The sequence below is a fragment of the Leclercia sp. LTM14 genome, assembly GCF_023736175.1.
Taxonomy (GTDB): domain Bacteria; phylum Pseudomonadota; class Gammaproteobacteria; order Enterobacterales; family Enterobacteriaceae; genus Enterobacter; species Enterobacter barmai.
Genome location: NZ_JAIKTT010000014.1, coordinates 1 through 22,026 on the forward strand (window position 1 = coordinate 1; position 22,026 = coordinate 22,026).

Below are 22,026 nucleotides of genomic sequence, written 5' to 3' on the forward strand. Positions count from 1 at the left end.
CCCACCTGACCCCATGCCGAACTCAGAAGTGAAACGCCGTAGCGCCGATGGTAGTGTGGGGTCTCCCCATGCGAGAGTAGGGAACTGCCAGGCATCAAATTACGCAGTGAACCGGGGCAATAAACCGGTGGTTGTAGAAGTATTCGGTGGAGCGGTAGTTCAGTCGGTTAGAATACCTGCCTGTCACGCAGGGGGTCGCGGGTTCGAGTCCCGTCCGTTCCGCCACTTATAAGAAGCCCTGAGCTAACGCTCAGGGCTTTTTTCTTGCCTGTCGTTTGATTATTGCTTCTAACGCAAAAATCCTCTGCTTAATACGCTCTTTTTTCACATAGCACCGATAGCGATAATCCTCTTCATTAACAAACATGATGAAGAAAAGAGGAATTCATGACTATCCCTGCATTCGGTCTTGGCACTTTCCGCCTGAAAGACGACGTTGTTATCGCATCCGTTAAAACAGCCCTTGAGCTGGGCTATCGCGCGGTAGATACCGCCCAGATCTACGACAACGAAGCAGCTGTCGGTCAGGCCATCGCAGAAAGCGGTGTATCGCGTGACGAACTTTTTATCACGACCAAGATCTGGACTGAGAACCTCAGTAAAGAGAAATTAATCCCAAGCCTCAAAGAGAGCCTGAAGAAACTGCGTACGGAGTATGTTGATCTGACGCTGATCCACTGGCCATCACCGAACGATGCCGTCTCCGTTGAAGAATTTATGCAGGCATTACTGGAAGCCAAAGCCCAGGGGCTGACGCGTGAAATTGGTATCTCCAACTTCACTATCCCATTGATGGAAAGAGCGATTGCCGCCGTTGGCGCAGAAAATATCGCCACCAATCAGATCGAACTTTCACCTTATCTGCAAAACCGTCAGGTGGTGGAGTGGGCGAAGCAGCACGGCATCCATATTACCTCTTACATGACCCTGGCTTACGGCAAGGCGCTGAAAGATGAAACCATTCTGCGCATTGCTGCTAAGCATAATGCAACCGCAGCACAGGTGATTCTGGCATGGGCGATGGGCGAAGGTTATGCGGTGATCCCGTCTTCAACTAAACGTGAAAACCTGGCGAGCAACCTGCTAGCGCGGGATCTGAAGCTGGATCAGGATGACAAAAAAGCGATCGCTGCGCTCGATTGCAACGATCGTCTGGTTAGTCCGGAAGGCCTGGCACCGAACTGGGATTAAATTAACCCGCCCTCTGTACTCCAAACCCTCTTACAGCTCCTTCGGGAGCTGTTTTACATGCTCGCTCAGAAAATCAATAAAGGCCCGGATCCGGGTACTCACCGCTCTGTCGCTGTAATAGACCGCGCTGAAGGGCATCTGAACCGGCAGGCGCTTATCCGCCATCAGCTCGACTAATTCACCCCGCGCGATCTCTTTATCAATCATATAATCCGACAGGCAAGCAATCCCATTTCCTTCCAGGCATAACTGTTTGAGCGTCTCGCCGCTGTTCGATGATAGACCGCAGACCACTTCATGCAACTGGCCATCGTTGCAGGCAACGGGCCAGGTATTTAGCGATACCGGCTCCGTGAAGCCTAGGCACAGATGCTGCTTCAACTCATCAATCGTCTCAGGCTTGCCGAAGCGGGCAATATAGTCCGGAGAGGCGATAATTTTGCGATAGCTGGTAAACAGAGGACGAGCCCGCAGACTGGAATCCGTTAATGTCCCGGCGCGGATCGCGACATCCACCTTGCGCTCGATCAGATTGATAAAGGTTTCTGAGGAGACCAGTGAGAGCGTCATTTCCGGATAACGTTCGCGGAAAGGCTTAATAAGAGGCATCAGGAAATGCAGCACAACGGGGGTCGCTGCATCAATACGTAATAGTCCTCGCGGTGTGCTGCGCGTTTCCATGATCTCTGTTTCGGCGGCGGCCATCTCCTGCAGGATGGACTGTACGCGCCGGAAATAGCGTTCACCTTCTTCTGTCAGGCTGAGCTGACGGGTTGTCCGGTTCAGCAGGCTGACGCCCAGCTTCATCTCCAGCTTTTTGACCGAGCGGCTGACGGCAGAATTGGCCTGTCCCAGCTGTTCAGCCGCACGGCTAAAACTGCCGCTCTCAACGACGGCGACGAATATCGCCAGCTCCTCAGAGGTTGCTTTCATTGTTGCTTTATCCGCAAAATTTTATTGATACTTTGAGCATTTTTGTTATTTAAACACTGGCGCATACTTCGTGTCATCTTAATCCTGATGAGACGGAGTTTTTTATGCCTCTGGCGCTACTTGCCCTGACGATCAGTGCCTTTGCAATCGGCACGACTGAATTTGTTATTGTAGGTCTGGTTCCAACGATTGCTGACCAACTTGCTATCTCGCTGCCTTCAGCGGGTCTACTGGTTTCTATCTATGCTCTTGGCGTGGCAATCGGCGCGCCGGTGCTGACCGCGCTTACAGGCCGTCTGCCGCGTAAGCAGCTGCTGATGGCATTGATGGTGCTGTTCACCGCGGGCAACATCCTTGCCTGGCAGGCACCGGATTATACGACGCTGGTCATTGCCCGCCTGCTGACGGGTCTTGCTCATGGCGTCTTCTTCTCTATCGGCTCAACAATTGCCACAAGTCTGGTGCCGAAAGAGAAGGCCGCCTCCGCCATCGCCATTATGTTTGGCGGTTTAACCGTCGCGCTGGTCACGGGTGTCCCGTTGGGCACCTTTATCGGGCAGCATTTTGGCTGGCGCGAAACTTTTCTTGCGGTCTCACTGCTGGGCGTGATTGCGCTGATTAGCAGTCTGGTACTGATCCCGTCCAATATTCCGGGGCGTGCGGCAGCGACGTTGCGCGATCAACTGAAGGTACTGACACATCCTCGTTTGCTGATGATCTATGCTATTACGGCATTGGGTTACGGCGGGGTCTTTACCGCGTTTACCTTCCTGGCACCCATGATGCAGGACCTGGCCGGGTTCTCACCGAGCGCCGTCAGCTGGATCCTGCTGGGCTATGGTGTTTCGGTGGCGATCGGCAATATCTGGGGTGGCAAGCTGGCGGATAAGCATGGTGCAGTCCCGGCATTGAAAATTATCTTTGCCGCCCTGGTTGTGCTGCTTTTGGTCTTCCAGTTTACCGCCTCCATGCAGTATGCCGCGCTGGCGACGGTACTGGTGATGGGGATCTTCGCCTTCGGCAACGTTCCGGGTCTCCAGGTGTACGTTGTGCAGAAAGCCGAGCTGTATACGCCAAACGCTGTGGATGTGGCCTCCGGTTTGAATATCGCCGCGTTTAACGTCGGTATCGCGCTGGGTTCGATTATCGGTGGGCAGACGGTAGAGCATTTCGGTCTGTCACAAACACCGTGGATTGGGGCGATGATTGTGCTGGTCGCCTTTCTTTTGATTGGTCTTAGTGGCCGCCTGGATAAGCCTGCTCGCGTCGCTCTGGGATAGCTTAATGTAAGTACTTACTGACAAAACTACTCAGGAGTTTCTTAGTAATTGCGTTGAAAGTGTGAGCTGAAAACCCTATAACATTAGAACCCGCTCCTGATTCTGGACGGGTTCTTGTTAATAGAGGTCGTTTCACACCGTGCGAAAAAATACCTATGCCATGCGTTATGTTGCCGGACAACCCGCGGAGAGGATCTTACCTCCGGGGTCGTTTGCGAGCATTGGCCAGGCATTACCTGCGGGGGCGCCTTTAAGCAGCGACGAAAAAATTCGCGTGCTGGTATGGAATATCTTCAAACAGCAACGTGCTGAATGGTTATCTGTCCTGCAGAATTTTGGCAAAGATGCTCATCTGGTGCTGTTGCAGGAGGCGCAAACCACGCCTGAACTGGTCAGGTTTGCAACCACCAACTATCTCGCTGCCGACCAGGTTCCAGCGTTTGTCTTACCCCAGCATCCATCAGGAGTAATGACGCTTTCTGCTGCGCATCCCGTTTATTGCTGCCCATTGCGCGAACGCGAACCGCTTCTGCGCCTGGCGAAATCCGCCCTCGTCACCGTCTATCCGCTGCCGGATACCCGTCTGCTGATGGTGGTGAATATCCACGCGGTCAACTTCAGTCTCGGCGTGGATGTGTACAGTAAGCAGTTGCTGCCTATTGGCGATCAGATTGCGCATCACAGCGGCCCGGTGGTGATGGCCGGTGATTTCAATGCCTGGAGCCGCCCGCGAATGAATGCGCTGTATCGCTTTGCGCGTGAGATGTCGCTGCGCGAAGTACGCTTTACCGATGACCAGCGGCGCAAGGCCTTTGGTCGCCCCCTCGATTTTGTCTTCTATCGTGGTCTGAACGTGAGCGAAGCCTCTGTGCTGGTCACTCGCGCGTCCGATCACAATCCGCTACTAGTTGAATTCAGTCCCGGCAAACCTGAGAGATAGAGGTGCGTCAGGTCTGCCGTGGGGCAGGCCTGCGCGGGTGCTGCCCTTTATTTTTCATCAACCGAAGGACAGCAAAATGACAACACAGTCCCATCATGACAACGTAGAAAAACAGTTTGGCTCCCAGGCTAAGGCCTATCTGACGAGCGCGGTGCACGCATCCGGGCGCGATTTGCAGCGGCTGGCTGAACGTCTGGCCGATTTTCCTGAAGCCAGCGTCCTTGATTTAGGCTGCGGGGCGGGTCATGCCAGCTTCGTGGCGGCGCAGCAGGTGGCGCATGTGACCGCATACGACTTGTCCAGCCAGATGCTGGAGGTGGTATCAGCCGCGGCCAGTGAGAAGGGATTAAGTAATATCACCACCCGTCAGGGCTATGCGGAATCCTTACCCTTTGACGATCAAACGTTTGATATTGTTATTAGCCGCTATTCGGCGCACCACTGGCATGATGTCGGCCAGGCGTTGCGCGAGGTTAAAAGGGTACTGAAGCCGGGTGGTCTGGTTATCATCATGGATATCATGTCGCCGGGCCACCCGGTACGTGATATCTGGTTACAGACGGTGGAAGCGCTGCGGGATACTTCGCATGTCCGCAACTATTCCAGCGGCGAGTGGTTGTCCATGTTAACCGAGGCGGGGCTGATCTCGCGATCGTTGCAGACTGACCGGTTGACGCTGGAGTTTTCTTCGTGGATCGCCCGTATGCGCACCCCAGAGGCTCTGAGCCAGGCGATTCGCCTGTATCAGGATAGCGCCTCTGCCGAGGTCAAAGCCTACTTTGAGCAGCAGGAAGAGGGCTCGTTTACCAGCGATACCATTCTGGCGGAAGCCCAAAAGGCGGGATAAACAAAAAAGGCACCGAGGGGAATCGGTGCCTTTTTCACCGCTGGTCTCTGAAATCAGGAGTCCGGGGTGGCGTTATTTTTCACAAACAGCGTTATCCGGTCGCCAGGCTGCAGATTGTCAGTATCGCTGTTCCAGCGCATCACATCTTTGATGTTCACGCCGTGACGCTTAGCAATACTGGAAAGCGAATCGCCTTTTTGCACGCGATAGGTAATGCTATCGCTGTTATTGGCGAGACGCTGCGCGCTGTTACCTGCGCCAATCGTCAGGTTCTGGCCCACTTTAAGGCTAGAGCCGCGCAGCTTGTTCCACTGCTGCAGATCTTTAGTGCTCACGCCGAGACGTGATGCGATGCCTGAAAGCGTATCACCTGTACGTACCTGATAGCTACGGCTGTTAAGCGGTGTGTTATCCGCAATCAGCGTAGACTGAACCGCTTCAATTTCACCCGCCGCCAGAGATACCCGTAACTGTTCAGCGTGTTTCTGCGGCACCAGAACGTACTTCGGCCCGCTGTTACCAAGCGTAGAGCCTTTAACACCTGCGTTGAAGGCTTTCAGTTTGGTCACCGAGATACCTGCCATATCCGCAACCTGTCTCAGTTCAACAGGGTTGTTGATACGCACTCTCGCCAGCGCACGACTTTCGTCTGAGGTCGGCAACTGCACGCCGTACTGTTTGCTGTTTTTGAATATTTCACTCAAAGCCAGCATTTTAGGTACGTATAATTTGGTTTCCCGTGGCAGTGGAAGCGACCAAAAGTCGGTAGGTTTACCCCGTGCTTTATTCGCTTTCATTGCCTTCAGTACACGACCCTCACCGCTATTATAAGCAGCGACCGTCAGCAGCCAGTCACCGTCGAACATCTTGTTCAGACGTTGCATCATGTCGAGAGCGGCAGTCGTCGAAGCGACTACATCACGACGCGCATCGTAGTTGCGGGTCTGTTTTAAACCATAATTTCGCCCTGTGCTCGGTATGATCTGCCAAAGACCTGCGGCCTTGGCGCCAGACGTTGCGTGCGGGTCAAAAGCGCTCTCCACTATGGGTAGTAGTACCAGTTCCATGGGCATGTTACGTTTCTTAACTTGCCCTGCTATCCAGTACATATACGGCTCTGCCCGTAAAGTTACATCGTGGAGATAGCTCTTATTGCTTAAATACTTCTGTTTCTGTTCGCGAATCCGGCTGTTTTCCGGAATTCCCATCTTTAGCTCGTCGCCAATAGAGACCCACAAGTCTTGATCCTGTGCGAAAGACGTCCCATCGTCTGCCCATCGCGATTGACTTGTAAACTTCCCTGCTTCCCCTTGACCAGCTGCAGAAAGGCTCTGTGCGTGCTGTTGTACGTTGCCAGTGTTCTGAGACGCCTGGCAACCCACAAGCAGGACAGAGGCGAGTAATATCGCTTTTGCCTTCATGTGTGTGTCAATAGTTGCTTAAAAGACGAGCGATGATAACGACGAATAATTAAAAAGGCAACCCGCAATTGTCAGAAGTCATCTTTCTTTGACCTTAACCATGCAAAACAATCCTCAGGTTGTAACATATTTGTTTCTTCTTTAATTTTTTTAACTAAATCAACATCATCTGTTCTGAGAAATAAATTAATTTTACGTTCATTTTTCAGAGTTACGGGGAGTGTTTTTTGGTTTTTTGCGCGTAACTCATTCACTTTGCAGTAATATTCCTGAATCGCTATATCCTCTGGCAGGATGTGCATCGCAAACTTCATATTCGCTAAAGTGTATTCATGTGCGCAACAAATCAGAGTATCTTCGGGCAGGGCGTCAATTTTCTTAAAGGACTGATACATCTGGGCTGGCGTGCCTTCGAATAGCCTTCCGCAGCCGCCAGAGAACATTGTGTCCCCACAGAAAAGATAAGGAAAACTGAAGTACGAAATATGTCCGGAAGTGTGACCAGGTGTGGCAATTACAGAAAATTCCAACCCAAGAATGAGGATCTTTTCGCCATCTTTGACTACGCGCGTTGTTCCCTTATTTTGTGTCTCAGCGGGGCCGTACACCACAAGATGCGGAAATTTTGCGCAGATAGCCGCCACGCCGCCAACGTGGTCATGATGGTGGTGCGTCAGCAAAATCGCTTCCGGCTTCCACTGGTTTTGCTCAATGGCTTTCAACACCGGCTCAGCCTCGCCAGGATCGACAATCACACAACGACCATCATCATTGCTCAAAACCCAGATGTAATTGTCCTGAAAAGCAGAAATACTGTTAAGATTCATACATTACCTCTCATAGCGTGGCGGGTGTTTTGATGAAACCGGCAAGGATACCTCAGATTGTTACCGCACCGAAACACTGGGCGGAGTTGCCCTGGGGTGAATACTATCGTGAAGCGCTTGAGCAGCAGCTTAAGCCCTGGTTTGCGAAAATGTATGGTTTTCACCTGCTTAAGATTGGCAATCTGAGCGCGGAAATCAACTCTGAAAGCTGCGCGATTTCGCATCAGGTCAATGTTTCGCTGGCCGGTGAGCCCGTCCAGGTGAAGGCCAACCCGTTACAGCTGCCGTTTGCTGAGAAATCCGTTGATGCCTGCCTGCTGGCGCATTCGCTGCCCTGGTGCGATGATCCGCACCGGTTGCTGCGGGAAGCCGATCGGGTGCTGATTGACGACGGCTGGCTCGTGATCAGCGGATTTAACCCGATGAGCCTGATGGGGCTCCGAAAGCTGGTGCCGGTGCTGCGCCGCACCCCGCCGTATAACAGCCGCATGTTTACCCTGATGCGCCAACTGGACTGGCTCTCGCTGCTCAATTATGAGGTGATGTACCAGAGCGGTTTTCAGGTGATACCCTGGACGCGGCAGGGGGGGAAGATGCTCAGCACCCATTTTCCGGCGCTGGGCTGTATGCAACTGATTGTGGCACGTAAGAGAACGATCCCTCTGACGCTAAATCCCATGAAGCAAAGCAAGGCAAAAACGCGGTTGCGTGCCGCCGTCGGCGCCACGCGACAGTACCGAAAGCCCTGATCAGGCTTCCGGTTTGTATCCTACATCCTCATGCTGAGGATTCATTGCGGCAGCGCGCGCCAGTTCGTCGCAACGTTCGTTTTCAGGATGTCCGGCGTGGCCTTTCACCCATTCCCACTGGATTTTATGCTGGCTAAGCGCCGCATCCAGGCGTTGCCAGAGATCGACATTCTTCACCGGTTTTTTATCCGCGGTTTTCCAGCCGCGTTTTTTCCAGTTATGGATCCACTGGGTGATCCCCTGGCGTACATACTGGCTGTCGGTGCTCAGCACGATATCACAGTGCTCTTTCAGCGCCTCGAGAGCCACAATCGCGGCCATCAACTCCATACGGTTGTTGGTCGTCAGGCGAAAACCTTCGTTGAAGGTTTTTTCGTGTTCACGATAACGCAAAATCGCACCGTAGCCGCCCGGCCCCGGGTTGCCGAGGCACGATCCGTCGGTGTAAATCTCTACCTGTTTACGCATCCTGGCAGACATCCTGTAATCAAAACGGTAAGTCTGACATAAATGGTCGCCATCAGCACTGCAAAATAAAGTCCCTGTGAATTAGCCTTTGAACGCCTGGTCAGGTTGTTTACAATGTCGTCGTTAAAACGAACAGGCTGACAGAATGAGTATTGCAGACACACATAACGCCGACAGGATCATTGTCCTCGATACCGAAACCACCGGTATGAACCAGATCGGTGTCCACTATGAAGGGCATAAGATCATTGAGATCGGTGCGGTGGAGGTGGTTAACCGCCGTCTTACCGGCAATAACTTTCACGTTTACCTGAAGCCAGACCGGCTGGTGGACCCGGAAGCCTTTGGGGTTCACGGGATTGCTGATGAATTTCTGCTGGATAAACCCACCTTTGCTGACGTCGCCGATGAATTCATCGACTACATCAAAGGCGGCGAGCTGGTCATTCATAATGCCTCGTTCGATATCGGCTTTATGGATTATGAATTCAGCAAGCTCAACCGAGGCCTGCCGAAGACAGACACCTTCTGCAAGGTCACCGATAGCCTGGCGATGGCAAGGAAGATGTTCCCCGGCAAGCGGAACAGCCTTGATGCATTGTGCTCACGCTATGAAATAGACAACAGCAAACGAACGCTACACGGGGCACTGCTCGATGCCCAGATCCTGGCAGACGTCTATCTGATCATGACGGGCGGCCAGACCGCCCTGGCATTTAGTTCCGATAGCGATGCACAGCAGCAGTCCGGCGAAAGCGAAATTCAGCGCGTTATTCGTCAGTCCAGTGCGCTGCGCGTCATACTTGCCAGCGATGAGGAGTTAATGGCGCATGAATCCCGTCTCGATCTGGTGCAGAAGAAGGGCGGAAGCTGCCTCTGGCGCGGATAAAAGTGGCTGAAACGCTGGTAAAATGACCGTTCGGATCGTTTTTGCAGCAAACGATTCAAAAGCTGAGAAAAAGCATTGACGGGATCGAGGGCAAACCGTAATATCTGCCTCGTTCTCAAGGGAACACAGCGGAGCGGTAGTTCAGTCGGTTAGAATACCTGCCTGTCACGCAGGGGGTCGCGGGTTCGAGTCCCGTCCGTTCCGCCACTATTCAGAAGGCCTGAGTCAGCAATGACTCAGGCCTTTCTCATTTTATTCGCCAGGTAAAAATTGCCGGGCAACCTCAAGGCCACCCGGTACACAGTTAACCGATACTGAACGGATCGGCATCCTGCCATGCAGGAAACTTCTCCCGGTACTCTCGCAACGCGGTCAGCGACAGCTCGGCATCAATACGTGTGGCGTGATGCGGCTCAGCGGAGGCAATAATCTCGCCCTGCGGACTAATCACCCGGCTGTCGCCACGGTAGTGATGACCATTGCCGTCGGTACCCACCCGGTTGCAGCCAGCGACATAGGCCTGGTTCTCAATCGCCCGCGCCGTCAGCAGCGCCTGCCAGTGCAGCGAGCGTGGGGCAGGCCAGTTAGCGACATACAGGGCCAGATCATAATCGTTACGGTTACGCGACCACACCGGGAAGCGCAGGTCGTAACAGACCAACGGCAGGATGCGCCAGCCGCGCCACTCAAATACGACGCGCTCGTTACCCGCTTCGTAATGCTGGTGCTCGTCCGCCATGCGGAACAGGTGGCGCTTGTCGTAGAAATGCACCTTGCCTTCGGGCTCTACCAGCAGAAAACGGTTAACCGGCCCGCGCTCGGTCTGCAGCGCGGCGCTGCCAGCAATTAATGCCTGGGTTTGCTGCGCTCTGGCCTGCATCCAGGCGATCAGCTCGTCCTGTGGCAGGGACTGTTTAGCTGCTTCCATGGCAAACCCGGTGGTGAACATTTCCGGCAGGATAATGACGTCGCGTCCGGCGATCTCTTCCAGTTGACGATCAAAATGGCGCAGGTTGGCCGGACCATCCATCCACACCAGCGGTTGTTGCAAAAGCGTAATCTTCAAACCAGGCACAGTTAAGACTCCTCGAATAACCCCATTTTGACACTGTAGCACGACAATCACAGAAACGGGTGGCAATAAAAAACCCCGCACCAGGCGGGGTTTTGTCTACTGAAACGGGTTAGGCGGCTTCAGGTTTACGCACTATCTCTTTCTGCTTTACCGGCTGCGTCGCCAGCTCTTCAGCGTCAAAATCATCAACGTTAATACTGCGCAGACGGCTCTCTTCCGCTTTGATCAGCAGGTCTGCTTCATCTTTAGTAATGATGCCGCCCGCCAGGGCTTCTTTAGCCAGTTCGTTCAGACGGGTGAACGGCAGGTTTTTACCCAGCTGTTTGCAGATCTTCTGATGAATCGGATCGGCAGCCATCACGTCCAGCAGCGCCTCTTCCAGCAGACCGACCGGGTTATGCTCGGTCGGGGCCAGATACTGACCGCGGCCGATACGTGAGCGGGTGGCGCTCGGAACCTGCAGGATCTTCGCAACTTTATGATCCAACTTATCGGACGGTGCCAGATAGTGACGGCCGGTCGGGAAGATCACCACGCGCAGGGCGCCCGCCACAAAGCGGTTCGGGAAGTTCACCAGCAGATCGTCGATAGCCTGTTCCGCCTGATACAGCGCATCCTGCACGCCCCAGTGCACCAGCGGCAGATCCGCTTCATGACGGCCTTCATCGTCGTAGCGCTTCAGCACTGCCGAGGCGAGGAAGATCTGGCTCAGCACATCACCCAGACGAGCAGAAATACGCTCCCGACGCTTCAGGCTACCGCCCAGTACCGCCATCGACACGTCAGAGAGCAGCGCAAGGTTGGCACTCAGACGGTTCAGATGCTGGTAGTAACGACGGGTCGCATCGCCGGTTGGCGTGGCGCTCGTCAGGCCGCGGGTCAGACCCAGCCACAGGCTGCGCATTTTGTTACTGCCGACGTGACCGATATGTTTAAACAGCAGCTTATCGAACGCATCAACATCGTTGTTCTGGGCGGCAGCCATCTCTTCCAGCACGTAGGGATGGCAGCGAATTGCGCCCTGGCCGAAGATCATCATGCTGCGGGTCAGAATGTTCGCCCCTTCAACGGTGATGGCAATCGGTGCGCCCTGATAGCCACGCGCCAGGAAGTTGCCTTCACCCAGCATAATACCTTTACCGCCGGCAATATCCATCGCATCGATGATGGACTGCTGTGCACGGTGGGTACAGTGGTACTTCACGATAGCGGACAGCACAGCCGGTTTTTCGCCCAGCATGATGCCGTAGGTAATTAAGGAAGCGGCGGCATCCATCACGTAGGCGTTGCCTGCGATACGGGCCAGCGGCTCCTCGATCCCTTCCATCTTACCGATAGAGATTCTGAACTGACGGCGGATGTGAGCGTAAGCGCCAATCCCCATTGCTACCGATTTCAGACCGCCCGTGGAATTCGACGGCAGGGTAATGCCGCGGCCAACGGACAGACATTCCACCAGCATGCGCCAGCCCTGACCGGCCATTTTCGGCCCGCCGATGATGTAATCAATCGGTACAAAGATATCCTGACCGCGGGTCGGACCGTTCTGGAACGGCACGTTCAGCGGGAAGTGACGACGACCAATCTCAACGCCAGGGGTGCTGGTTGGGATCAGCGCACAGGTGATGCCCAGATCCTCTTCGCCGCCTAACAGTTTGTCCGGGTCAGAGAGTTTAAACGCCAGGCCCAGCACGGTGGCAATGGGTGCCAGCGTAATGTAACGCTTGTTCCAGGTCAGACGCATACCCAGAACCTGCTCGCCCTGCCACTCGCCCATGCAGACCACGCCGGTATCCGGAATAGCGCCCGCATCGGAACCCGCTTCCGGGCTGGTGAGTGCAAAGCAAGGGATCTCGAGGCCACGCGCCAGACGCGGCAGGTAGTGATTTTTTTGCTCTTCGGTACCGTAATGTTGCAGCAGTTCACCCGGGCCTAAGGAGTTAGGCACGCCGACGGTGATCGCCAGGATCCCGGAGACGCCAGACAGTTTTTGCAGCACGCGAGCCTGGGCGTAAGCAGAGAACTCCAGCCCACCGTACTCTTTCTTAATGATCATCGCGAAGAAGCGATGTTCTTTTAAAAATGCCCACAGTTCCGGCGGCAGATCGGCCATCTCATGGGTGATCTGGAAGTCATTCGCCATGCGGCAGGCTTCTTCAACCGGGCCGTCAATAAACGCCTGCTCTTCAGCAGTGAGGCGCGGCTGCGGGTAGTTGTGCAGCTTTTTCCAGTCTGGGTTGCCCTGGAACAGCTCGCCTTCCCACCAGGTGGTGCCCGCGTCAATCGCCTCTTTTTCGGTACGCGACATCGGCGGCATCACTTTGCGGAAGCCACGGAATACCGGTGCCGAAATCAGCGATTTACGCATGGAAGTGACGTTGAACGGCACCAGAATAATCGCCAGCGGAACCAGCACCCAGGTGTTCCAGATGCCGGTTACGCCCAGCGCAGCGGTCCAGGCCAGTAAGATAAGGCTGCTCAGAATTAAGCTGACCCGGTGATAGAACAACACCCCGAGCAGAACAACGGTTAAGAGAATACTTAAAATCATCATAAAGAATTGCTCCCTGTCTTGTAGGAGGTCTGACCACTTTTGATGATATGGTTGTAGTGGATGTTATTTCTTTTAGCAATGCATTCACAAAATAATTACAACCTGGTTCACATTGTTCAGGTTTTACCCGGCACAAAAAAGCAAAACGCCCGACGATTCGCGCGGCTTTAGCTTCTCGCTTTTACCGCTATCCGGTAAACTTGCTCTGTTATTTCATCAATACTGAAGGATTATCCTCATGTACCAGGATCTTATTCGTAACGAACTGAACGAAGCGGCGGAAACGCTGGCCAACTTTCTGAAAGATGAAGCCAATATCCACGCTATTCAGCGCGCGGCGGTCCTGCTGGCCGACAGCTTCAAAGCGGGCGGTAAAGTCCTCTCCTGCGGCAATGGCGGTTCGCATTGCGATGCCATGCACTTTGCCGAAGAGCTGACCGGCCGTTATCGCGAAAACCGTCCGGGCTACCCGGCGATTGCGATCTCTGACGTCAGCCACATCTCCTGCGTGGGCAATGACTTCGGTTACGATCACATCTTTTCGCGTTATGTTGAAGCCGTGGGCCGTGAAGGGGATGTTCTGCTGGGGATTTCCACCTCAGGCAACTCCGCCAACGTGATCAAAGCGATCGAAGCCGCACGTGAAAAAGGGATGAAAGTGATCACCCTGACCGGTAAAGACGGCGGCAAAATGGCCGGTTCTGCGGATATCGAAATCCGCGTGCCGCATTTCGGTTACGCTGACCGTGTTCAGGAAATTCACATCAAAGTGATTCATATCCTGATTCAACTGATCGAAAAAGAGATGGTTAAGTAAGACTTCGCTGGGGGCAATATGCCCCCGCTGTTGTGGAGGTGATATATGTGCGAACTGCTCGGGATGAGCGCCAATGTGCCAACCGATATCTGCTTTAGTTTCACCGGGCTGGTGCAGCGCGGTGGAGGAACCGGGCCGCATAAAGACGGCTGGGGTATTACCTTCTACGAAGGAAAAGGCTGTCGCACGTTCAAGGATCCACAACCCAGCTTCAATTCACCCATTGCCAGACTGGTGCAGGACTATCCCATTAAATCCTGCTCGGTGGTGGCGCATATTCGCCAGGCCAACCGGGGTGAAGTGGCGCTGGAAAATACCCACCCGTTTACCCGCGAGCTGTGGGGACGCAACTGGACCTACGCCCATAACGGCCAGCTGAGCGGTTATAAATCACTGGAGACGGGCAACTTCCGTCCGGTGGGGGAAACCGACAGCGAAAAGGCCTTCTGCTGGCTGCTACACAAGCTGACCGAACGCTATCCGCGCACGCCGGGCAACATGACCGCGGTCTTTAAATACATCGCCTCGCTGGCGGCGGAGCTGCGGGAGAAAGGTGTCTTTAATATGCTGCTGTCGGACGGGCGTTATGTGATGGCGTTCTGCTCGACGAACCTGTTCTGGATCACCCGGCGGGCGCCCTTTGGTGTGGCAAAACTGCTGGATCAGGATGTGGAAATTGATTTTCAGACCGAAACCACACCCAACGATGTGGTCACGGTTATCGCCACTCAGCCGCTGACGGGCAATGAAGCCTGGCAAAAATCATGCCAGGCGAGTGGATCTTATTTTGTCTCGGGGAGAGAGTAGTTTGACGCCAGCTGTGGCTGGACGACCTCGTGGCTCAGCGGCTTGCTGACCACGTAACGTCCATCCACCACCGAAACGGTCGGCGGCTTATGCGTCTGCTGGAAGTAGTCATAACCCGGCTTCAGCTGTTTCCAGAAATCGGCGTAGTATGAGCTCTTGTGACGCTGCATATTGGCATCGGTCATGCGGAACGGATAGATGCTCACCTGCACGGCAGACTGGCCAAACACCAGCGCGCCGGTCACAAACTGGAAGATCTCATCAATACCGCTGTCCGTCATCGCGTAGCAACCCACCGACACGCAGGCACCGTGGATCATCAGGTATTTCCCGTCATAACCATGCGCACGGTCAAAGGCATTCGGGAAACCAATGTTGATGGCTTTATAGAAGCGGCTGTCGGGTTTTAGCTGGCTACGCTGAACGCTGTAGAACCCCTCCGGGCTTTTGAAATCGCCCTGACGCTGTTTCGGGCCGAGGCCGCCGGAGTAGTTACAGATTTTATAGCTGTCGAGCAGCTGATACGTCTCACCCATCTTCACGAACAGGTCTAACGTGCGCTCTTCCTTATAGATCTGGATATAGACCGGAGAGCCCATCAACTGCTGTTTATATTCTTTGCTAATCGGCGTTGTTGAGCTGTTGCTGCTGAGCAGCCCGGCAAACGAAACGCACGGAATAAGAAGCATCGCAATGAACAATGCGATTTTACGCATACTACATGTTCCTTGATAAAACCTAACCAACTTGCCAGGACGGCAAAAGAGACCCGAACTCAGAATTATCTGTATTAGGAGCGCTCACATTAGCACCACTGCATTTTTTCGCAAGCGTCGGCGCGTGGGTTTACAAAATAGTTTTACCTTATAACCTGGATTGACTCCGCTGGCATTGAGAACTTTGCGTAATCGGTCGCATTTTAGCACCCGCCGCTGCGTTATCTCTGCCTCATGATGGTGGAAAATGGTACACTGCGCGCGTCTTACGACCGAAGGTCAAGAAAGGGAGCTTTTTCAGGATCATCCGCGATCCTGCTGGTCACATCAGCGACTTCTCGCCACCTTTCTTTTCCTGTGCAACGACTTCTGACTTGTCCGGCTTGCTGGCCGGAACGGTTATTCATGGATATCAATTAACACTATGATTAGAATCAGAAAAGGACTTGATTTGCCGATTTCCGGCATTCCAGAACAGCAGATTTCTCCCTGCGCGCCGCCCCGCCACGTTGCGATTCTGGGGGATGATTACGTGGGCATGCGTCCCACTATGCTGGTTCAGGAAGGCGACAGCGTCATCAAGGGTCAGGCGTTATTCGAGGATAAAAAAAATCCTGGGGTCCTCTTTACTGCGCCCGCCAGCGGGACGGTGGTCGCCATCAATCGTGGCGAGCGCCGGATATTGCAGTCGGTAGTGATCCGGACTGAAGGGGAGGGTGAGCGCGAGTTTACCCGCCACGAATCTTCGGATCTCGCCACGCTCACCCGCCAGGCCGTACAGTCGCAACTGCTGGAATCGGGGCTGTGGACGGCATTTCGTACCCGCCCCTTCAGCAAAACCCCGGTGCCCGACACCGTTCCGGCGGCTATCTTTGTCACCGCCATCGACACCAATCCGCTCTGCGCCGACCCGCAGCCCATTATTCTGGCCGAGCGTCAGGCTTTTGATGCCGGGCTGACCGTGCTTACGCGTCTGACGGAGGGCAAGGTGCATGTCTGCCAGGCGAGCGGCGGCAAACTGGGCGGGCATCCGCAGGGGCAAGTGACCTTCAACACCTTTGCCGGGCCGCATCCGGCAGGCCTTCCAGGCACTCATATCCATTTCCTGGAGGCGGTCAGCCTGACCAAACAGGTGTGGCATCTGAACTACCAGGACGCTATCGCCATCGGCAAGCTGTTCACCACCGGCCAGCTTTGCACCGAGCGAGTGATCGCCCTGGGCGGCCCGCAGATGCGCAATCCGCGTCTGGTGCGCACCTGTATGGGCGCCGACATCAACGAGCTGCTGGTGGACGAAACCCTCGAGGGCGAAAACCGTCATATTTCGGGCTCTGTGCTGAGCGGCAGGCATGCGGTGGGCACCCAGGCATATCTCGGGCGCTTCCATTTGCAGGTCAGCGTGGTGAAAGAGGGGCGTGAGAAAGAGCTGTTTGGCTGGGTGATGCCGGGCAAAGAGAAGTTCTCCGTGACCCGCACGACGCTGGGCCATTTCCTGCGCAACAAGCTGTTTAACTTCTCAACGGATACCAACGGTGGCGAGCGGGCGATGGTGCCTATCGGCAACTACGAGCGGGTGATGCCTCTCGATATTCTGCCGACCATGCTGCTGCGCGATCTGCTGGCGGGTGATACCGATAGCGCACAGGCGCTGGGCTGCCTGGAGCTGGATGAAGAAGACCTGGCGCTCTGCACCTACGTTTGCCCCGGAAAATACGAATACGGACCCGTATTGCGCGAGGTGTTAACCCGCATTGAGCAGGAAGGATAACTGATGGGCCTGAAACATCTCATTGAAAAAATAGAGCCGCACTTTACCCACGGCGGCAAGCTGGAAAAGTACTACCCGCTGTTTGAAGCGACGGCGACGCTCCTCTATACGCCAGGGCAGGTTACCAAAGGCGCCGCGCACGTGCGTGATGCCATTGACCTCAAGCGCATGATGATCCTCGTCTGGTTCGCCGTGTTCCCGGCAATGTTCTGGGGCATGTACAACGTCGGGCTGCAAACCATTCCGGCGCTGAACCATCTTTATGATGCACAGCAGCTGCAGCAGATCATCGCGGGCGACTGGCACTACCGGGTGGCGCAGATGTTGGGCGTCAGCTTTGCCGCGGATGCCGGTTGGATCAGCATGATGACGCTGGGGGCAGTCTACTTCCTGCCCATCTACATGACGGTATTTCTGGTCGGTGGCTTCTGGGAAGTGCTGTTCGCCATCGTGCGCAAGCACGAGATCAACGAAGGCTTCTTTGTTACCTCGATTTTGTTCGCCCTGATTGTGCCGCCGACGTTACCGCTGTGGCAGGCGGCGATGGGGATCAGCTTTGGCGTGGTGATTGCGAAGGAGATCTTCGGTGGCACCGGGCGCAACTTCCTTAACCCTGCTCTCGCCGGACGCGCGTTCCTGTTCTTTGCTTACCCGGCGCAAATCTCCGGCGATCTGGTCTGGACGGCCGCGGACGGTTTTTCCGGCGCGACGCCTCTGTCCCAGTGGGCTGCCCGCGGCGGGGAAGCGCTGGTCAATAACGCCACCGGACAGCCGGTCAGCTGGTTCGATGCCTTTATCGGCAACATTCCAGGCTCAATAGGTGAAGTCTCCACGTTGATGATCCTGATTGGCGGGGCCATCATTCTGTTTGGCCGCGTCGCCTCCTGGCGCATCGTGGCGGGCGTCATGCTCGGCATGATCCTCACCGCAACGCTGTTTAACCTGATTGGCTCGGCGACGAATCCAATGTTTGCCATGCCGTGGTACTGGCATCTGGTGCTGGGCGGTTTCGCCTTCGGCATGATGTTTATGGCTACCGACCCGGTTTCGGCGTCCTTTACCAATAAAGGAAAATGGTATTACGGGGCGCTGATTGGCGCGATGTGCGTGCTGATCCGTGTCGTTAACCCGGCCTATCCGGAAGGGATGATGCTGGCGATCCTGTTCGCCAACCTGTTTGCGCCGCTGTTCGATTACCTGGTGGTGCGTGCCAACATCAAGCGGAGGAAGGCGCGTGGCTGAGATTAAAAATAATGACAGCATCGGCAAGACGCTGATGGTGGTGGTGGTGCTTTGCCTGGTCTGCTCCATTGTGGTGGCAGGATCTGCGGTGGGACTTAAGTCCCGTCAGCAAGAGCAACGCGCCCTCGATAAACAACGGAACATCCTGGCCGTAGCGGGGCTGATGAACGGTGAAATGAGCGCTGAAGACGTGGCGCAGACCTTTGCCTCACGCATCACGCCGCGTCTGGTGGATCTCAATACCGGCGAACTGCTCGAGACCGACCCGTCTGGCTATAACCAGGCTCAGGCCCTGAAAGATCCGCAGCGCAGCACCGAACTGGATGCCAGCCAGGATCCGGCAGGTATCAAACGCCGCAGCAATACGGCGGAGATCTATCTGGTGCGCGATGAACAACAGCGCGTTCAGGAGCTGGTCCTGCCGATCTACGGCAACGGCCTGTGGTCGATGATGTATGCCTTTGTGGCCCTGAATACCGATGGCCGCACCGTTAAGGGCATCACCTACTACGATCAGGGCGAAACCCCGGGGCTGGGCGGTGAAGTGGAAAACCCGGCCTGGCGCGCGCAGTTTATCGGCAAAAAAGTGCTGGATGACAACGGACAGCCGGCGCTGAAAGTGGTGAAAGGTGGAGCGCGTCAGGGTGATGAGTACGCTGTCGACGGCCTGTCGGGCGCTACGCTCACCTCAAACGGCGTGCAGCACAGCTTTGATTTCTGGATGGGCGAGATGGGTTTTGGTCCTTTTCTTAAGAAGGTACGTGAAGGAGAGCTGAACAATGGCTGATGCGGGCGAACTGAAAGAAGTTAAACGGGTTCTTATCGGGCCGCTCATCGCCAATAACCCGATTACCCTGCAGGTGCTGGGTGTCTGTTCGGCGCTGGCGGTCACGACAAAACTGGAAACCGCGGTGGTGATGACCCTGGCGGTGACGCTGGTGACGGCGTTTTCCAGCATGTTTATCTCGATGATCCGCCACCATATCCCGAACAGCGTGCGCATTATCGTGCAGATGGCGATCATCGCTTCGCTGGTGATCGTGGTGGATCAGCTGCTGCGGGCGTTTGCCTATGAAACCTCAAAACAGCTGTCGGTCTTTGTGGGCCTGATCATCACCAACTGCATCGTGATGGGGCGTGCAGAAGCCTATGCGATGAAAATGCCGCCGCTGGCCAGCTTTATGGACGGTATCGGCAACGGTCTTGGCTATGGCGTGATCCTGCTGACGGTCGGTTTCCTGCGCGAGCTTATCGGCAGCGGCAAACTGTTTGGTATCACCGTGCTGGACACCGTACAGAACGGTGGCTGGTATCTGCCAAACGGCTTGTTCCTGCTGGCGCCCAGCGCGTTCTTCATTATCGGTTTGCTGATCTGGGCGGTGAGAACCTGGCGTCCTGAACAGCAGGAAAAGGAGTAACCGACAATGGCTCATTACATTAGTCTGTTTGTGCGCGCGGTGTTTGTCGAAAACATGGCGCTCGCGTTTTTCCTCGGGATGTGTACCTTCCTCGCGGTGTCGAAAAAGGTGTCGACGGCCTTTGGCCTGGGCGTTGCCGTTACGGTAGTGCTGGGTCTGGCGGTGCCGATCAATAACCTGGTCTTTAATCTGGTGCTGCGCGACAGCGCGCTGGTTGAGGGCGTTGATCTGAGCTTTCTCAACTTCATTACCTTCATTGGGGTGATTGCCGCGCTGGTGCAGATCCTCGAGATGATCCTCGATAAGTACTTCCCGTCCCTGTATACCGCGCTGGGCATCTTCCTGCCGCTGATTGCGGTGAACTGCGCCATCTTCGGTGGCGTGTCGTTCATGGTGCAGCGTGATTATAACTTTACCGAGTCGGTGGTGTACGGCTTCGGCTCCGGTATTGGCTGGATGCTGGCTATCGTGGCGATGGCGGGTCTGCGCGAAAAAATGAAGTATGCCAACGTGCCGGCCGGGTTGCGCGGCTTAGGGATCACCTTTATCACCACCGGTCTGATGGCGCTGGGCTTTATGTCCTTCTCCGGTGTGCAGCTGTAAGGGCAAATTGTATGGAAATTATTCTTGGCGTGGTGATGTTCACGCTGATCGTGCTGGTGCTCTCGGGGCTGATTCTGGTAGCGCGATCAAAGCTGGTCAATTCCGGCGATGTGATCATTGAGATTAACGATGAGGCAGACAAGCAGATCCGGACGCCTGCGGGCGACAAACTGCTGAACACGCTCTCTGGCAACGGCATTTTTATCTCCTCTGCCTGTGGCGGCGGCGGCTCGTGCGGACAATGCCGGGTCACCGTTAAAGAGGGCGGTGGCGATATCCTGCCGACCGAGCTGTCGCACATCAGCAAGCGTGAGGCGAAAGAGGGCTGTCGTCTGGCGTGCCAGGTGGCGGTGCGCCAGAACATGAAGATCGAACTGCCGGAGGAGATCTTCGGCGTGAAGAAGTGGGAGTGCGAGGTTATCTCCAACGATAACAAAGCCACCTTCATTAAAGAGCTGAAGCTGCGCGTGCCCGATGGCGAAGACGTGCCGTTCCGTGCGGGCGGCTACATTCAGATCGAGTGCCCGGAACATACTGTCGCCTATAAAGATTTTGATGTGCCTGAGCAGTACCGCGGCGACTGGGACAGATTCAACCTGTTCCGCTTTGTCTCTGAGGTCAAAGAGCCGACGCTTCGCGCCTACTCCATGGCTAACTACCCGGAAGAGAAGGGCATCATTATGCTTAACGTGCGTATCGCTACGCCGCCGCCAGGCGTGCCGGATGCACCACCGGGGATCATGTCTTCCTATATCTGGTCGCTGAAAGCGGGGGATAAAGTCACCATCTCCGGGCCGTTTGGTGAGTTCTTTGCCAAAGAGACCGACGCCGAAATGGTCTTTATCGGCGGCGGAGCCGGAATGGCGCCGATGCGCTCGCACATTTTCGACCAGCTTAAGCGTCTCGGCAGCCAGCGTAAAATCAGCTTCTGGTACGGCGCCCGCTCCCTGCGCGAGATGTTCTATCAGGAGGAGTTTGAGCAGCTGGCGCGGGATAACCCGAACTTTAGCTTCCACATTGCGCTTTCCGATCCGCAGCCGGAAGACAACTGGACCGGCTATACCGGCTTCATTCATAACGTCCTGTATGAAAACTATCTGAAGCACCACGCCGCACCGGAAGACTGCGAGTTCTACATGTGTGGTCCGCCAATGATGAACGCCGCAGTCATTAAAATGCTGCAGGATCTGGGCGTGGAAGATGAGAACATCATGCTGGATGATTTTGGAGGCTGATGATGATGACCTTCGTGCTGACCTTTGCCATCTTCGTGCTGGTGATATTTGGCATGTCCCTCGGCTGGCTGATTAAGCGCAAAAGCATTCAGGGCAGCTGCGGCGGCATCTCCTCCCTGGGGATGGAGAAAGTCTGCGATTGTCCTGAGCCGTGCGACGCGCGCAAAAAGCGCATGGAGCGAGAGGCACAGCGCCAGCAAAACAGGATCCTCTGAAATAAACAGGCCGCAAATAGCGGCCTGATTT

20 protein-coding genes, 2 tRNA genes, 1 rRNA gene and 2 pseudogenes are annotated in these 22,026 nt (G+C 55.0%); 18 read left to right on the top strand and 7 right to left on the bottom strand.

The genetic code is table 11. The annotated features are described in order from the left end of the window. From rrf to dkgB, 3 genes are all read left to right on the top strand, one after another. Positions 1 to 93 (top strand): 5S ribosomal RNA (rrf, locus tag K5I40_RS21380); the annotation flags it as partial. Between the two features lie 55 nt (positions 94 to 148). After that, a tRNA-Asp gene (locus K5I40_RS21385) sits at positions 149 to 225 on the top strand. Positions 226 to 387: 162 nt separating this feature from the next. Next, positions 388 to 1,191: a 2,5-didehydrogluconate reductase DkgB gene (gene dkgB, locus K5I40_RS21390; protein ID WP_223075611.1), complete on the top strand. Its 804-nt coding sequence runs from the start codon at positions 388 to 390 to the stop codon at positions 1,189 to 1,191. A 1-nt stretch (position 1,192) separates the two neighbouring features. On the opposite strand, the pseudogene yafC reads toward dkgB, so the two are convergent. Further along, positions 1,193 to 2,124 (bottom strand): annotated as a pseudogene (gene yafC / locus K5I40_RS21395) (DNA-binding transcriptional regulator YafC). A gap of 104 nt (positions 2,125 to 2,228) precedes the next feature. Between yafC and K5I40_RS21400 the strand changes: the two are divergent. The 3 genes from K5I40_RS21400 to K5I40_RS21410 all read left to right on the top strand — a co-directional run bounded on the left by K5I40_RS21400 (position 2,229) and on the right by K5I40_RS21410 (position 5,191). After that, the gene (locus tag K5I40_RS21400) at positions 2,229 to 3,404 is read left to right on the top strand and encodes an MFS transporter (protein WP_223075609.1); all 1,176 of its coding nucleotides are present in this window, start codon (positions 2,229 to 2,231) and stop codon (positions 3,402 to 3,404) included. 139 nt (positions 3,405 to 3,543) lie between these two features. Beyond that, positions 3,544 to 4,344, top strand: coding sequence for an endonuclease/exonuclease/phosphatase family protein (locus K5I40_RS21405; protein WP_039032074.1), 801 nt, complete (start codon positions 3,544 to 3,546; stop codon positions 4,342 to 4,344). Between the two features lie 76 nt (positions 4,345 to 4,420). Further along, entirely contained in the window at positions 4,421 to 5,191 is a 771-nt protein-coding gene (locus tag K5I40_RS21410) for a class I SAM-dependent methyltransferase (protein ID WP_223075608.1), read from the top strand. Between the two features lie 53 nt (positions 5,192 to 5,244). On the opposite strand, the gene mltD is transcribed toward K5I40_RS21410, so the two are convergent. Both mltD and gloB read right to left on the bottom strand, forming a co-directional pair. Then, positions 5,245 to 6,612 (bottom strand): murein transglycosylase D, encoded by a 1,368-nt coding sequence (gene mltD / locus K5I40_RS21415; RefSeq protein ID WP_039032075.1) that lies wholly within the window; start codon positions 6,610 to 6,612, stop codon positions 5,245 to 5,247. 71 nt (positions 6,613 to 6,683) lie between these two features. Continuing rightward, a complete protein-coding gene (gene gloB / locus K5I40_RS21420) occupies positions 6,684 to 7,439 on the bottom strand; it encodes a hydroxyacylglutathione hydrolase (protein ID WP_223075607.1) in 756 nt (251 codons plus the stop codon). Positions 7,440 to 7,471: 32 nt separating this feature from the next. Between gloB and K5I40_RS21425 the strand changes: the two genes are divergently transcribed. Further along, positions 7,472 to 8,188 (top strand): class I SAM-dependent methyltransferase, encoded by a 717-nt coding sequence (locus K5I40_RS21425; RefSeq protein ID WP_223075606.1) that lies wholly within the window; start codon positions 7,472 to 7,474, stop codon positions 8,186 to 8,188. Here the strand turns inward: K5I40_RS21425 and rnhA are convergent, their stop codons facing one another. Further along, on the bottom strand, positions 8,189 to 8,656 hold the full coding sequence (gene rnhA / locus K5I40_RS21430; protein WP_039032078.1) for a ribonuclease HI: 468 nt from the start codon (positions 8,654 to 8,656) through the stop codon (positions 8,189 to 8,191). Positions 8,657 to 8,801: 145 nt separating this feature from the next. On the opposite strand from rnhA, the gene dnaQ reads away from it, so the two are divergent. Both dnaQ and K5I40_RS21440 read left to right on the top strand, forming a co-directional pair. Then, positions 8,802 to 9,545 (top strand): DNA polymerase III subunit epsilon, encoded by a 744-nt coding sequence (gene dnaQ, locus K5I40_RS21435; RefSeq protein ID WP_223075605.1) that lies wholly within the window; start codon positions 8,802 to 8,804, stop codon positions 9,543 to 9,545. A 130-nt stretch (positions 9,546 to 9,675) separates the two neighbouring features. Next, positions 9,676 to 9,752 (top strand) — tRNA-Asp (locus K5I40_RS21440). A gap of 97 nt (positions 9,753 to 9,849) precedes the next feature. Here K5I40_RS21440 and K5I40_RS21445 read toward each other — a convergent pair. Beyond that, positions 9,850 to 10,620, bottom strand: a complete 771-nt coding sequence (locus K5I40_RS21445) for an amidohydrolase (protein ID WP_039032080.1) — start codon at positions 10,618 to 10,620, stop codon at positions 9,850 to 9,852. A gap of 109 nt (positions 10,621 to 10,729) precedes the next feature. Beyond that, positions 10,730 to 13,174, bottom strand: coding sequence for an acyl-CoA dehydrogenase FadE (fadE, locus tag K5I40_RS21450; protein ID WP_223075604.1), 2,445 nt, complete (start codon positions 13,172 to 13,174; stop codon positions 10,730 to 10,732). 238 nt (positions 13,175 to 13,412) lie between these two features. On the opposite strand from fadE, the gene lpcA reads away from it, so the two are divergent. After that, on the top strand, positions 13,413 to 13,991 hold the full coding sequence (gene lpcA, locus K5I40_RS21455) for a D-sedoheptulose 7-phosphate isomerase (RefSeq protein ID WP_039032082.1): 579 nt from the start codon (positions 13,413 to 13,415) through the stop codon (positions 13,989 to 13,991). Between the two features lie 45 nt (positions 13,992 to 14,036). Next, a pseudogene (locus K5I40_RS21460) lies at positions 14,037 to 14,803 on the top strand (class II glutamine amidotransferase). Here the strand turns inward: K5I40_RS21460 and dpaA are convergent. Beyond that, on the bottom strand, positions 14,774 to 15,514 hold the full coding sequence (gene dpaA / locus K5I40_RS21465) for a peptidoglycan meso-diaminopimelic acid protein amidase (protein ID WP_039032084.1): 741 nt from the start codon (positions 15,512 to 15,514) through the stop codon (positions 14,774 to 14,776). The pseudogene K5I40_RS21460 and the gene dpaA overlap by 30 nt on opposite strands. Before the next feature lie 424 nt (positions 15,515 to 15,938). On the opposite strand from dpaA, the gene K5I40_RS21470 reads away from it, so the two are divergent. Genes K5I40_RS21470 through nqrM form a run of 7 tightly spaced genes read left to right on the top strand, consistent with a single transcriptional unit; the run spans position 15,939 to position 21,995 of the window. Continuing rightward, positions 15,939 to 17,282 carry a Na(+)-translocating NADH-quinone reductase subunit A gene (locus tag K5I40_RS21470; protein WP_139564369.1) on the top strand — a complete coding sequence of 448 codons (1,344 nt, stop codon included), beginning with the start codon at positions 15,939 to 15,941 and terminating at the stop codon, positions 17,280 to 17,282. 3 nt (positions 17,283 to 17,285) lie between these two features. Beyond that, positions 17,286 to 18,524: an NADH:ubiquinone reductase (Na(+)-transporting) subunit B gene (locus K5I40_RS21475; RefSeq protein WP_039032086.1), complete on the top strand. Its 1,239-nt coding sequence runs from the start codon at positions 17,286 to 17,288 to the stop codon at positions 18,522 to 18,524. Further along, positions 18,517 to 19,311 carry a Na(+)-translocating NADH-quinone reductase subunit C gene (locus tag K5I40_RS21480; RefSeq protein ID WP_039032087.1) on the top strand — a complete coding sequence of 265 codons (795 nt, stop codon included), beginning with the start codon at positions 18,517 to 18,519 and terminating at the stop codon, positions 19,309 to 19,311. The genes K5I40_RS21475 and K5I40_RS21480 overlap by 8 nt, the downstream gene beginning before the upstream one ends. Next, positions 19,304 to 19,942, top strand: coding sequence for an NADH:ubiquinone reductase (Na(+)-transporting) subunit D (locus K5I40_RS21485; RefSeq protein WP_032616678.1), 639 nt, complete (start codon positions 19,304 to 19,306; stop codon positions 19,940 to 19,942). Before K5I40_RS21480 ends, K5I40_RS21485 begins: the two co-directional genes overlap by 8 nt. A gap of 6 nt (positions 19,943 to 19,948) precedes the next feature. Beyond that, positions 19,949 to 20,545 (top strand): NADH:ubiquinone reductase (Na(+)-transporting) subunit E, encoded by a 597-nt coding sequence (gene nqrE / locus K5I40_RS21490; RefSeq protein WP_039032088.1) that lies wholly within the window; start codon positions 19,949 to 19,951, stop codon positions 20,543 to 20,545. Positions 20,546 to 20,556: 11 nt separating this feature from the next. Beyond that, positions 20,557 to 21,780: an NADH:ubiquinone reductase (Na(+)-transporting) subunit F gene (gene nqrF / locus K5I40_RS21495; RefSeq protein WP_039032089.1), complete on the top strand. Its 1,224-nt coding sequence runs from the start codon at positions 20,557 to 20,559 to the stop codon at positions 21,778 to 21,780. Further along, a complete protein-coding gene (gene nqrM / locus K5I40_RS21500) occupies positions 21,780 to 21,995 on the top strand; it encodes a (Na+)-NQR maturation NqrM (RefSeq protein WP_039032090.1) in 216 nt (71 codons plus the stop codon). Before nqrF ends, nqrM begins: the two co-directional genes overlap by 1 nt. Positions 21,996 to 22,026 lie beyond the last annotated feature (31 nt).